The sequence below is a fragment of the Actinoallomurus sp. NPDC050550 genome (assembly GCF_040655075.1).
Taxonomy (GTDB): Bacteria; Actinomycetota; Actinomycetes; order Streptosporangiales; family Streptosporangiaceae; genus Actinoallomurus.
In genome coordinates this window covers 150,729-162,443 of sequence record NZ_JBFAJC010000023.1, presented here as the reverse complement: position 1 = coordinate 162,443, position 11,715 = coordinate 150,729, and the positions used below count along the sequence as shown (strand labels likewise).

9 protein-coding genes are annotated in these 11,715 nt (G+C 71.3%); 4 read left to right on the top strand and 5 right to left on the bottom strand.

The features are described from left to right. Positions 1–570: SDR family NAD(P)-dependent oxidoreductase (locus AB0I04_RS29250; RefSeq protein WP_360891219.1), on the top strand; the 570-nt coding region annotated here is incomplete at its 5' end. Between the two features lie 81 nt (positions 571–651). After that, positions 652–1,461, top strand: coding sequence for a M15 family metallopeptidase (locus tag AB0I04_RS29245; protein WP_360891216.1), 810 nt, complete (start codon positions 652–654; stop codon positions 1,459–1,461). A gap of 4 nt (positions 1,462–1,465) precedes the next feature. Here AB0I04_RS29245 and AB0I04_RS29240 read toward each other — a convergent pair whose 3' ends face one another. After that, entirely contained in the window at positions 1,466–2,389 is a 924-nt protein-coding gene (locus AB0I04_RS29240; RefSeq protein ID WP_360891236.1) for an MBL fold metallo-hydrolase, read from the bottom strand. A gap of 110 nt (positions 2,390–2,499) precedes the next feature. Here AB0I04_RS29240 and AB0I04_RS29235 point away from each other — a divergent pair, with 110 nt between their 5' ends. Further along, positions 2,500–3,921, top strand: a complete 1,422-nt coding sequence (locus AB0I04_RS29235; protein ID WP_360891213.1) for a hypothetical protein — start codon at positions 2,500–2,502, stop codon at positions 3,919–3,921. Positions 3,922–3,925: 4 nt separating this feature from the next. On the opposite strand, the gene AB0I04_RS29230 is transcribed toward AB0I04_RS29235, so the two are convergent. Beyond that, positions 3,926–5,251, bottom strand: coding sequence for an MFS transporter (locus AB0I04_RS29230; RefSeq protein WP_360891210.1), 1,326 nt, complete (start codon positions 5,249–5,251; stop codon positions 3,926–3,928). A 23-nt stretch (positions 5,252–5,274) separates the two neighbouring features. On the opposite strand from AB0I04_RS29230, the gene AB0I04_RS29225 reads away from it, so the two are divergent. After that, on the top strand, positions 5,275–5,949 hold the full coding sequence (locus AB0I04_RS29225; protein WP_360891207.1) for an FCD domain-containing protein: 675 nt from the start codon (positions 5,275–5,277) through the stop codon (positions 5,947–5,949). Positions 5,950–5,963: 14 nt separating this feature from the next. Here AB0I04_RS29225 and AB0I04_RS29220 read toward each other — a convergent pair whose 3' ends face one another. The 3 genes from AB0I04_RS29220 to AB0I04_RS29210 are packed head-to-tail and all read right to left on the bottom strand — an operon-like array spanning position 5,964 to position 11,715. Further along, complete coding sequence (locus tag AB0I04_RS29220) at positions 5,964–9,953, bottom strand: glycosylhydrolase-like jelly roll fold domain-containing protein (protein ID WP_360891204.1); 3,990 nt, start codon at positions 9,951–9,953, stop codon at positions 5,964–5,966. Then, positions 9,950–10,780: a carbohydrate ABC transporter permease gene (locus tag AB0I04_RS29215; RefSeq protein WP_360891201.1), complete on the bottom strand. Its 831-nt coding sequence runs from the start codon at positions 10,778–10,780 to the stop codon at positions 9,950–9,952. The genes AB0I04_RS29220 and AB0I04_RS29215 overlap by 4 nt, the downstream gene beginning before the upstream one ends. Further along, complete coding sequence (locus tag AB0I04_RS29210) at positions 10,777–11,715, bottom strand: sugar ABC transporter permease (RefSeq protein ID WP_360891198.1); 939 nt, start codon at positions 11,713–11,715, stop codon at positions 10,777–10,779. The genes AB0I04_RS29215 and AB0I04_RS29210 overlap by 4 nt, the downstream gene beginning before the upstream one ends.

Sequence of the window (11,715 nt, the reverse complement as noted above, 5' to 3'; positions counted from 1 at the left end):
CTAGGGGCCGCTCCGGGGGCCCCCCCCCCCCCGGGGGGGGGGGGGGGGGGGGGGGGGGGGTGGTGGGGGCGCGGGGGGGGGGGGGGGGGGCGGCCCCCGCTCGCGCGGATGCCGCGCGAGGCCATCGAACGGCTGACCGCGGTGAACCTCACCGCCCCGATCCTGCTGACCCGCCTGCTGCTGCCCGGCATGGTCGAACGCGGCGTCGGCCACGTGGTGTTCGTCGCCTCCATCGCCGGCGCGGTCGGGGTACGGGAGGAGGCGGTGTACTCCGCGACCAAGGGCGGGCTGATCGTCTTCGCCGAGGGCCTGCGCCATGAACTGCGTGACGTCGGCGTGTCGGTGATCCTGCCCGGCGTCGTCGACACGCCGTTCTTCGACCGGCGGGGGACCCCGTACGCGCGCCGCCGGCCACGGCCGATCCCGCCGGAGCGAGTGGCTCGGGCGGTCGTGTCCGCGATCGAACAGGGCCGCGCGGAGTGCTACGTGCCGGGCTGGCTCCGGCTGCCGTCCCGGCTCAGGGGCGCGGCACCGGGCGTCTTCCGCGCTCTCAGCGGACGGTTCGGCTGACCGAACGGCGGCCGTTCCGCCGCGCGGGCCGCCGATTCGCCCGGGCTTCCCGGAAACGGGGCGACCTGATAGGCCAGAGGAATGCAGAAACCCGCCACCGCACTCCGCCGCCTCGCCGTCTCGATCGCGGCGCTCCTCGCCGTCACCGCCGCATCCCCTGCGGCGCAGGCGCGTACGGAGCCGAAGGCCCCCAAGGAGTTCGTCGCGCTGAGCGACGTCGACCCGACGATCATCCAGGAGATGCGCTACTACACGGTGCACGATTTCGTGGGCAGCCGCATCGACGGATACCGCCAGCCGATCTGCATTCTGACCCGGCCCGCCGCCGAGGCCCTGCACAAGGTCCAGCGGAAGCTGCTGCGCCAGGGCTACTCACTGAAGGTGTACGACTGCTACCGCCCGCAACGCGCCGTGAACCACTTCGTACGGTGGGCGAAGGACCCGAACGCCACCTCGATGAAGGCCGAGTTCTATCCGCGCGTCGACAAGTCGCGGCTGTTCGCGGACGGCTACATCGCCGAGAAGTCCGGGCACAGCCGGGGCAGCACAATGGACCTGACCATCGTGAAGCTGCCCGCCCGGCCGACGCCGCCGTACCGGCCGGGACAGCGCCTGGTCCCCTGCTACGCACCGCAGGCTCAGCGGTTCCCCGACAACTCGATCGACATGGGCACCGGGTTCGACTGTTTCGACACGCTCGCGCACACCCTCGACCCGCGGATCAAGGGCGTGCAGCACGCGAACCGGCTCATGCTGAAGAAGAGCATGGAGGCCGCCGGCTTCGTCAACCTCGCCGAGGAGTGGTGGCACTTCACCTACCAGCCGGAGCCGTTCCCGAACACCTACTTCGACTTCCCGGTCTCGCGCGGTTCGCTGGCCGGGCGGCGTTGAGCCCTCAGACGGCGCAACGCAGCGGGCCGCCGTTGTAGTCGATGGCGTCGGTGAAGGCGGCGAGCAGGTCGAACTCGCCGCCTTCGGCGTCCGCGTACGCGCGGTGCAGGTTGAGGACGACGCGCTCACGGTCCGGCCATTCGGCGAAGGGTCCGAGATCGCACTCCCGCGCCGCCTCCAGAGGAGTGAGCCCCGCCGCTCTGCCGTTCCGCGCGGTGTCGAGGATGAAGCGGTAGTACGCCTCGTGCGCCGCGAGGACCGGCGAGAGATCTCCGGTGATGATCGCGCCGTGGCCGGGGACGACGGTACGCGCGCCGAAGCCGGCCAGCCAGTCGAGCGAGCGCAGCGCCCCCTCGACGGACCCCATGAACACCAGCGGCGTCACCTCGTGGAAGATCAGGTCGCCGGTGAACAGCACCTGCTCCTCCGGCAGCCAGGCGACGACGTCGCCGCCCGTGTGAGCGCGGTGCCCGGGATGCCGCAACTCGATCCGCCGCTCCCCGGTGAACAGCGTGAGCTCGTCGTCCAGGACGATGGTCGGCGGCCGCACCCGCGAGATGCCCCAGTCGGGCGACGGCGACCAGATCGGCGGGGTGGACTTCAGGATGAAGTCCGTCAGCAGCTGCTCGCGGGTGACCCGGTGCCCGACCACCACGGTGGAGTCGGGAAGGAGCGCGTTGCCGTACGCGTGGTCGCCGTGGAAGTGGGTGTTGACCGCCATCCGCACCGGGTCGCCGCCGGTCGCCGCGTCCACCGCGGCGAGGAACCGGCGGGTGCGCGCGGCGGTCGCGCAGGTGTCGATGAGAATGACGCCATCGGCGCCGTGCACGGCCCCGGCATTGTTGATCCACCAGGAGCCGTCCGGCTGCACCCAGGCGTGCACGCCCGGTGCCACCTCCGTCAGTCGCGGCTCAGCACCGCCGGCCATCGCGATCCCATGCCTTTCCACGCCTCTCCTCGTGCGTCCGGCGATCCTATCCAGTGTGCTATGACCACGATCACCCACATCGAGTCGCCGAGCGATGTCATCATGCGTTCATGGGACGTCGGGGACGCAACGCGATACCAGGCCTTGACGAAGTCGAGCTCGGCCAGCTGAATCGGCATCTCGAAGGCTGGTGGCCCAGCGGCAAACCGATTTCTGTACATGAACTGTCGGTCACCGTAGACGACGGATACTCGCTTTATACGTCATACGCAGAAGGGCGGCATACGGCTCTCCGAGTGGGACGGGCCAGGCTCCATGAAGAGCTAGCGGTACGACGACTCGAGGAGCTGGAAGGAGGCAGGACGCGTGGCCTCCACGGACTGTTCTATCCGGGCGCGACCCCATCTCACGAAGTATTGCTGCAAGCGGCCCTGTACTTCGATGAAGTATTCGTGATCCACCCCGGAAGCACCCTGCTCCGTATAAAGGGCAATGGGCTCCGTCACCCGACGGACGACAAGCCGGCACTGACGCGCTATATGGAGGGGCTGAGAGCGTTCACCGCGAGACTTGAGGACTTCGACGTGGCGACGCTCCCCTTGAAGAGAGCGGGCGTCCTGCGCACCGTCCCTCCACAGATGCAGAAACGAGCGGACTTCATAGAGCTGATCACCGCCGATACGAGTGATCCCGAGTTCCAGAAGATCGTGGAGACCGGCTGGAACAACCCCGTGTTCGTCGCGGCCACCAAGATGGAGCCGCTTTTGCCCCTGGTCGAGAAGCCGACGTCCGGCAAGAGCCGCTTGGTGGAGATGCTCCGGCGTCGATCCACCTACGCGAATTACCGCTCCGACCGACCCGCAGAGCTATTCTCATCGCGTTCCTATGGCGTGAAGGAGGTCGAGCCGGTCCTCGCGGCATCGATTCTGCTGAACCACGCCTTCCTGCTGTCCGAGCAACATGGCCTGCTGCCGTTCACCGATGACCTGATGTGCGTGAAGTTGATGCAGCGCAAACTGAAGCGAGTAGTAGAGCTACCAGGGGCTCAGGATTTTCGTCGCGCACTCGACATCGGAACGGCGTCCCTGTCGATGCGCGTCCTGGAAGAATATCTACCTCGTTTCAAATTCGCCAGCGTCGAGGACGTTCTCACGGCCCGCGAGAAGCTCGCCGAGCAGTTGGACGAGTTCCGGCGGGCGATGGCCGCGCTGGCGGCCGCCATCGAGGAGTCGCCGTATGACGCCCAATTCGAGCGGCGGGTGGAACAGATCGTCGCTACGAAGGTGAGGCCGGCGATCACGGCACTGGAGCAGGAGATCAGGACGTCCCGGGATGGGTTCATCGCAAAGTGCGTCCGGAACACGCAGGTCGGGACGGTCCCGATCATCGGTTCGATCTTCGCGGGGCTGCCCGCGTCGGCGGTGATCGCGATCAGCGCGGGCCTCCTGACCTTCGAGGCCGCGATCGAGACTTATATGGAGATATCCCGTAAACGACGCAACGGGTTCACGCTGCTGCTGAAGAAACACTAGACCGTCAGCCGATCCGGCGATCGCGGCCCGCGACGAGGCCGGCCACCAGTTGCAGCAGCATGAGCACCGCCATCAGCGTCAGCGGAGCCCGCCAGCCGCCGCTGTGCTGGTAGAGCGTCCCGACGAGGATCGGCACGGGCATCGACAGCAGGTAGCCGGTGCTCTGCGAAAAGGCGGACAGCCGCGTCACCGTCGCGCCGTCCCGGCCGCGCATCCCGATCATCGTCAGGACCAGCGGGAAGGCGCAGTTCGAGAGGCCGAGGAGCACGGCCCACAGCCACGCCCCGGTGGCCGGCGCGGCCCACAGCCCGGCGTATCCGGCCAGGCCGCACACTGCCAGGGCGGCCGCCAGACCGCTCTGGTTCCGCAGGCGGCCCGCGACGGCGGACAGTGCGAAGGACAGGGGCACGCCGAGCAGCGAGGTGACGGCGAACAGCAGACCGGCGGTCTCCGCCGACAGCCCGGCGTCGCGGAACATCTGCGGCAGCCAGCCGATGATGACGTACGCGGCGCCGGCCTGCAGGCCGAAGAACACCGCGAGCGCCCAGGCGGTGGCGTTCCGGGTGACGGCGACACCAGGTGCGGGGACATCGGACGGGGCGACACCGGGCGAGGGGGCATCGGGCGCGGGGACGTTCACGTCCGGCGCCGGGGTCGCGGGGGCACCGCGGGCGGGGACGGGCACGCCGACACCCGGTGCGGCCGCGTCACGGCGGCGGGCGAGGAGGAACCAGGCGGGCACGGCCACGGCGGCGAGGAACGCCCAGGCTCCCAGCCCCGCACGCCAGTCACCGCCGAAGCCCCGGGCCAGCGGAACGGTCACCGCGGCGGCGGTCGAGGCGCCGACGTTGAGGGCCATGGAGTACAGCCCGGTCATCGCGCCGACCCGGTCGGGGAATCTCTGTTTGACGACCACCGGCAGCAGCACGTTGATGAGCGCGATCCCGGCGAGGGCGACGGCGCTCAGCGCGACGAACACGGACGCGCCCGGCGCGAAGGGACGCGTGGCCAGGCCGACCGCCATCACGACGGCGCCGGTGGCGATGACGCCCTCGGCGCCATGGCGGCGAGCGAGGCGGGGCGCGGCGAAGCCGACGAGCGCGAAGCACAGCGCCGGGAGCGAGGTGAGCAGCCCGGCGACGGTGGCGCTCATCCCCAGCGCGGCGCGTACCTCTTCGAGCACCGGGCCGACGCTCGTCACGGCGGGACGCAGGTTGAGCGCGGCCAGGACGAGGGCGGCCGCCGCCAGGTGACGCTTCCCGAGAGCGGGCCGGATCTGGTCCGCCGGCGGTTCGGCACAGTGCGGACGAACCACCTCATTGTTCGACATAACGCTAATCGTAGAATGATGGGATGAATCTCGGTCCAGTCCCCCGCCGGGCGATTCTGTCCGACCAGGTGATCGCCCGGCTGCGGCAGCAGATCACCTCGGGCGCCTGGCCGGTCGGGTCGCGGATCCCGACCGAACCAGAGCTGGTCGAGCAGTTGGGCGTCGCCCGCAATACCGTGCGCGAGGCCGTACGGGCGCTCGCGCACAACGGGATGCTGGACATCCGCCAGGGTTCTGGCACCTACGTCGTGGCGACCAGCGAGCTGGCCGGCGTGATGCAGCGCCGCTTCGCCGCCGTCGAGCAGCGCGACGTGGCCGAGGTACGGGGCGCTCTGGAGGCCTCGGCGGCGGCGCTCGCGGCCGAGCGGCGGACGGACGACGACCTACGGCGGCTCGACGCGCTCCTGAAGCGACGGGAGGAGGCCTGGGAGTCCGGCGACCGGGACGTCTTCGTCGACGCGGACGCGGCCTTCCACCTGGCGGTGGTCGCCGCTTCGCACAACGAGGTCCTGTCCGAGCTGTACGCCGACCTCGGGCAGGTGATCCGCGACTCGCTCCGGGAACATTTCGGCGCCGAGCTGTCCCCCAGCGAGTACATGGACCACGGAAGGCTCCTCGACGCCATCCGCGCCGGGGCCGCGGACACGGCCGCCGCCGAGGCCGCAGCCCACCACACCGGCTGCCGTGTCGCCCGCTGACCGGCACCGCACGCTCAGCCGCCGGGGGCGCGAAGGAGGCGGACCGGGCCGAACAGCCCCGACGCCCGCTGACCGGGGAAGACGAAGTGCGTCGGGCTGACCGCGTCGAGATAGGGCGCCAGCGTGCCGAACACGAGGATCTCCAGGTCGTTCGCGCCCTCCCGTACCGCGTCGGTCAGATCGAAGCGGTACGGGGAGCAGACCCGTACGCCCGCGCTCCGCCCGTTCACGAAGACCTCGGCGGTCCCGCGCACCCGACCCAGATCGAGGACCATACGGCCGCCGGCCGTCAGGTCGACGCGCGTACGGTAGCGGACTCCCCCGCTGTACTCCGCCAGTCCGGCGGCCTCCCAGTCCCCCTGCTCGATCCGCCCGGCGCCGACCTCGAACCGGATCGGCGCGGCGAACGCGGCACCGCCCTCGTACCCCGGCCGCGTCCGGATCCGCACCGCCCCTGCGCGTACGGCTCCTCCGGGCGGCAACTCCACGGAGACCCGCGCCGGCCGCTCCCCCGCCCCGTCCCCGGCCGGGCAGACGTCGGGCACGCGGGCGCCGTCGACGAAGACCTGCGGCTCGCCGTGAATCAGGAGGTCCATGCGGGAAGCGCCCGGCGGGATGCCGAAGCGGAACCATTCGGTCCGCTCGGCGCCGGCGCGCGGGACGGCGAGCGCGACCGGCAGGACACAGCCGTCGGCGGGGGCGTCCTCGAGCCAGGCCGCTCCGGGCAGCGGATGCGGCCGACGCCGCAGGTGCAGCGCCGCGGGATCACCGTACGGGCGACGGCGCACGGTCACCGGAACCGGCTCGCCGTCCCTGGTCACCCGCCACCCCGACGCCGCCGTCACGCCGACGCCGCCCTCGGTCCCCCGCCCGGCCGATGGCGCCGTGACGGCGATGTCTCGCTCGGTGTCCTCCACGGACGCCCGCCGATCCGGCACCGCCGTCACGGTGACGTCCCCGTCGGCGAGCACGGCGGCGGGGGCATCGCGCTCGGTGAGTTCGAGGGTGAGATCGTTCGCACCGGCGCGCAGTGCCTCGGCGATGTCATACCGCCGTACGCGCGGGGCGTCGTGCTCGGCGTACGGGTCGAACCCGCCCTGCCGCCCGGCCTCCACCCCGTTGACGAGCACCCGGCAGGGTTCGATCGCGGCGACCTGGAGGACGGCCCGCTCGGGGACGGCGTCCAGGTGGACCGTCGTGGTCAGGGCAACGCGAGCCCCGGGCCGGGCGGGTCCTGCGGCGGCGATCCATTCGGGCCGCCGGTACCGGTCCGCGTCCCGGACGAACGCGACGTGCGCTCGCAGCCGTACGTCCTCGTCGGGCGTCAGGCGCAGGTCGAGGACGTGCGTGCCCGCCTCCAGCCGGACTGACGCCATCGCGAGGTGGCCGCCGTCCTCCAGCGGTACCCGCGTGCCGTCGAGCCAGGCGGTCTTGGCGGCGGCCGCTCCGACGGCCAGTGTCACCTCCACCGCCTCCGGGACCGTCAGCGCCGTACGGACGTGCACGACCTGGCCCGCCGGTACGTCGCCGAGGTCCATGAACTCCTCCGGCACATGCCCCTTGGGACCGAGCGTCTCGCGGTGGATCGGGTCCTTGCGGATGCCCCGCGACGAGGAGTACGTCACCGGTCTCCAGCCCGTGCCGTCCTCGGGCCAGGGACCGGGAAGCCCGCCGGGGCGCGCGGGACCGGTGGCGAGCGCGTGCGGCCCGAACGTCGCGTACGCGGCGTCCCATGCCGCGTCGTCCTGGCCGGGTGCCGCCCAGCCGTCGCTCAGGCCGTCGTCGCCGTCGGTCTCGACGCGGTGCCGGAGCTCCCACCGCTCCACCGGCGACCGCGACCCGCCGGGTCGGGAGAAGTCGCCCCAGGTGTCGTCGAGCGTGGGGACGAGCTCCATCTCCCACGTCGGCCCCAGCTCGGTCCAGGCGCCCTCGGGCGTCCCAGCGTGAGTGCTGTCGGCGTCCGGCTCCCCACGCCTGGGAAGGCCGTCGTCACCCGGATCCTCGGAAAAGACGAGGAGGGCGGCCGGGCCGTCGTCGAACGCGACCACGACCTCGGTGACGTCGCCGTCCAGCTCGTACGGCAGTGGCCGGGGCGGGCCGCCGAGCGGGCTCACGAGCAGCGGACGGCCCGCGACGCCGCGGACGCGCACGCGCATCTCGGCCGCGTACCGGCCGGGGTCGAAGTCGCAGACCGCGTCGAGCCAGCCCAGTTCGATGCCGCGCTCGTCCGGACGGCCCACGGACACCTCGCTGGCGCGTGGGAAGGCGGCCGTGAGGAACACCAGCGTCGCGCCGTCCACCTCGCGGACGAGGGCGGGCACCGGCGCGTCGACGCGCGGCGGGCCGGTCAGCGCGGTGGTCAGCTCGCTCGGCGAGCCGACGAACTCGTACGCGCGAGGCGGCCCACCCGGGTCGGCGCCGAGCCCTGGTTCGGGCTCGCCGTCGGCTTGCCGACGAGAGACCCCACCGGGGTCGGTGCCGATGGCGATCACACGGCCGCCCGCGGCGGCGAACTCCGCCAGTCGCCGTTCGGTGGCCTCCTCCAGCACGGTGCAGCCGGGCAGGATGACCGTGGCGTACGCCTCGCCGGCGACCCGTAGCCGTCCTCCTGCCACCGTGGCCCGCGCGACCGAGTCGTCGTCGATGACGTCGGCGTCCAGGTTCAGGCGGTCGAGCACGCCGGGGACCGTACGGAACCATGCCATGTCGCCGACGAGCTCGCGGTAGATCCGCTGGGCTCGTTCGGCGTCCTCGTCGACGCCGTCGAGCCGGGTGCCCGCCTGGGCGGTCGCGGTCGGCAGCAGGACCGCGACGTCGCAGACGTGGCGGCCCAGGGACAGCGCGGCGCACAGCCGGGTGACGGCGTCGGCGAAGACGCTGTGGTGCCGCCAGTACGGCTGGCGCCAGTCCGTCGACGGCGGTGCCCACTCCCACCAGCCGCCCTTGGTCGTGTAGTAGACCGCGTGGGGGTTGTAGAGGGTCGCGCCGGACCGCAGCCACGGCAGCAGCCAGTCGAACGTCTCCTCCAGCGTGCCGCCCCAGCCGCTGGAGTGGAACGCCTCGATCCACGTGCGCGGCCGCCCGTACAGGTGCGCCAGGGAGGAGTGGATCCGCGCGTCGCCGTGGTGGTCCGAGCCAGGGGCGCCGAACCACCGGTGCGTGCGCGCGTAGTCGGCGTACAGCCGGACGCCGTCGACCGGGTGCCCGGCGCGGGCGGGATCCTGCTGGTCGCAGCCGTGCAGCAGGCCGTGGCGGTCGTGCCAGGCGGCGAGCGGGCGGAAGAAGGCCTCCTCGGCCAGTTCGGCGCGGGTGCGGTGGTAGTCGCGGCGGACCCGCGGGCCGTCCGAGTCCTCCTCCCCGGCCCACAGCAGGCGCAGCCGAGGCGTCAGGTCGTAGCCGCGCCGCCGCTCGAACTCCTCGGCGAACGCCGGAGACCAGGTCGGCAGGGCGGGCAGCTCGTCCTGGAAGGAGCCGACGAGGACCGTGCCCAGCCAGTGCGGCAGGCGCCGCTCGAACTCCCCGTGCACGCGGTCGATGAGGGTGGCGCAGGCGTCCGGGGACAGGTAGTCGAAGCCCCGGGTGACGACCGTGACGTCCCCGTCCCGGCGCTCCAGCCACCGTCCGGCGTACGCCGGCGTCTCCTGGACGAGGCGGGCCTGCAGGTCGGCGCCGGAGAAGCCGAGCTGGTCGTAGAACCACAGGAACGCGCCGAGTTCCTTCGCGTCGGCGCAGACGCCGTCGAGCAGTTCCCACCAGGGTTCGGAAAAGAACGCCGGCTCGTCGGCGTCGGAGCCGAACATCGGCCCGGACGGCGCGAGGTTCAAGATGATGAGGTTGCGCACGCCGCCGGCGACGAACCGCTCCAGCTGCCACCGCAGCCGGGCCCGGTCGAGCGGTTCGCCGCTCCACCACCAGATCGCGGCAGGCGAGAACCCGGCCGGCGGATGGTCCAGGACCTCCGCCAGCCGGGCCGGCAGCCCGGTCATCCCGTGCGCTGCGGTCATCCCTTGAGTCCGCTGGCGAACCCGCGGATCACGTAGCGCTGCAGCACCAGGAAGACCACGAGGATCGGCAGCGCCGCCAGGACCAGGCCGGCGAACACGAGGCCGTAGTCGGAGACGTACTGGCCGACGAAGGCGAACACGCGGACCGGCACGGTCTCGCGGGCCGAGCCGCCGAGGTAGAGCAGCGGGGTGAAGAAGTCGTTCCAGATGAACACCGCGTTGAGGATCAGCACGGTGCCGGTGATCGGCCGCAGCAGCGGGAACACCACGCGCGTGAACGCCTGCAGGTGCGTCGCGCCGTCGATCAGCGCGGCGTTGGCGTAGTCGCGGGGCAGCGCCCGGATGAACCCGGTGTAGAGGAAGATCGTGAAGGGCAGCTGGATGCCGGTATAAAAAACGATCATCCCCTGGTACGTCCCGAGCAGCCCCATCTGGTCGACCAGCTTGAACAGCGGGATCATCCCGAGCTGGAACGGCAGCACGATGCCGAGCAGGAAGAGCACGTACAGCCCGAACCCGAGCCGCGAGGCGCAGCGGGCCAGGAAGTACGCCGCGAACGACCCGAGCGCGATGAGGCAGATCAGGCTCGCGATCGTGATGACGGTGCTGTTCACGAGCGCGGAGCCGAGGCCCGCCGCCGACCAGGCCCGCGAGAAGTTGCCCATCGTGGGCGACGTCGGCGGCGACAGCGGCGCACTCGCGATCTGCCTACTGCTCTTCAATGAGAGCGTGACGAGCGCGTACACCGGGAACAGGAACGCGATGCCTGCCGCGACCATGAGCAGCTCGAGCAGGAACGTACGGAAGCCGTACCGCAGATGCGTCATGCCTGGACCTCCCTGCCGCGCAGGTACGCGATCTGGATCATCGACACGGCCGCGACGAACAGCGCGAGGACGAGCGCGATCGCGGTGCTGTAACCGAACTTGCCGTAGACGAACGCCTGCTTGTACAGCACGGTCGACAGCGTCTCGCTGGAGTAGCCAGGCCCGCCGCCCGTCGCGGCGTACACCTGGTCGAACAGCTTGAGGCCGCCGATCGTCGACAGCATCACGTTGATGGTCAGCGCGGGCGCCAGCAGCGGCCAGGTGACGTACCGGAACCGCTGGAAACGCCCGGCGCCGTCGATCATCGCCGCCTCGTGCAGGTCGACCGGGACGCCCTCCAGCCCGGCCAGGAAGATGACCATGGAGTAGCCGGCGTACTGCCACACGACCATCCCCGCGACCGACCACAGCGCCAGCGACGGATTGCCCAGCCAGTCCTGCCGCAGCCCGCCGAGCCCGAACGCGCCGAGCAGCCCGTTCAGGCCCGCGTGCGGGTCGGGGTTGTAGACGTACTTCCAGAGAAAGGCGATCATCACCGGGCTGACCACCGCGGGCGCGAAGAAGATCACCCGCAGGGCGGTGCGCGACTTGATCCGGGCGTGCACGCCAAGCGCGAGCAGCAGTCCGATGCCGTTCTGCACGACGACGATCGCGACGGTGAGCAGCAGCGTGTTCTTCAGCGCGCCGACGGCCCGCTCGTCGTGGAAGAGCGTGCTGAAGTTGTGCAGGCCGTTGAACGACTTGTCGCCGATGCCGCTCCAGTTCGTGAAGGCGTACAGCACGCCCGAGATGCTCGGGTAGAGCACGACGAGCGCGTATACGAGCAGCGCCGGGGCCACGAACCACCACGGCGGTGTGAGGAAGCCCCTCCGGCGACCGCGCACGGGAGGAAGCGCGGTCGCCGGACGGGCCCTTCGGGGGGTGGTCACGGTCAT

What these genes read in the sequence shown, in the direction of transcription:
- AB0I04_RS29220 (WP_360891204.1), bottom strand. Translation starts at nt 9,953, where the DNA reads ATGACCGCAGCGCACGGGATGACCGGGCTGCCGGCCCGGCTGGCGGAG.
- AB0I04_RS29210 (WP_360891198.1), bottom strand. Translation starts at nt 11,715, where the DNA reads ATGACCGTGACCACCCCCCGAAGGGCCCGTCCGGCGACCGCGCTTCCT.
- AB0I04_RS29215 (WP_360891201.1), bottom strand. Translation starts at nt 10,780, where the DNA reads ATGACGCATCTGCGGTACGGCTTCCGTACGTTCCTGCTCGAGCTGCTC.
- AB0I04_RS29245 (WP_360891216.1), top strand. Translation starts at nt 652, where the DNA reads ATGCAGAAACCCGCCACCGCACTCCGCCGCCTCGCCGTCTCGATCGCG.
- AB0I04_RS29230 (WP_360891210.1), bottom strand. Translation starts at nt 5,251, where the DNA reads ATGTCGAACAATGAGGTGGTTCGTCCGCACTGTGCCGAACCGCCGGCG.
- AB0I04_RS29225 (WP_360891207.1), top strand. Translation starts at nt 5,275, where the DNA reads ATGAATCTCGGTCCAGTCCCCCGCCGGGCGATTCTGTCCGACCAGGTG.
- AB0I04_RS29235 (WP_360891213.1), top strand. Translation starts at nt 2,500, where the DNA reads ATGGGACGTCGGGGACGCAACGCGATACCAGGCCTTGACGAAGTCGAG.
- AB0I04_RS29240 (WP_360891236.1), bottom strand. Translation starts at nt 2,389, where the DNA reads ATGGCCGGCGGTGCTGAGCCGCGACTGACGGAGGTGGCACCGGGCGTG.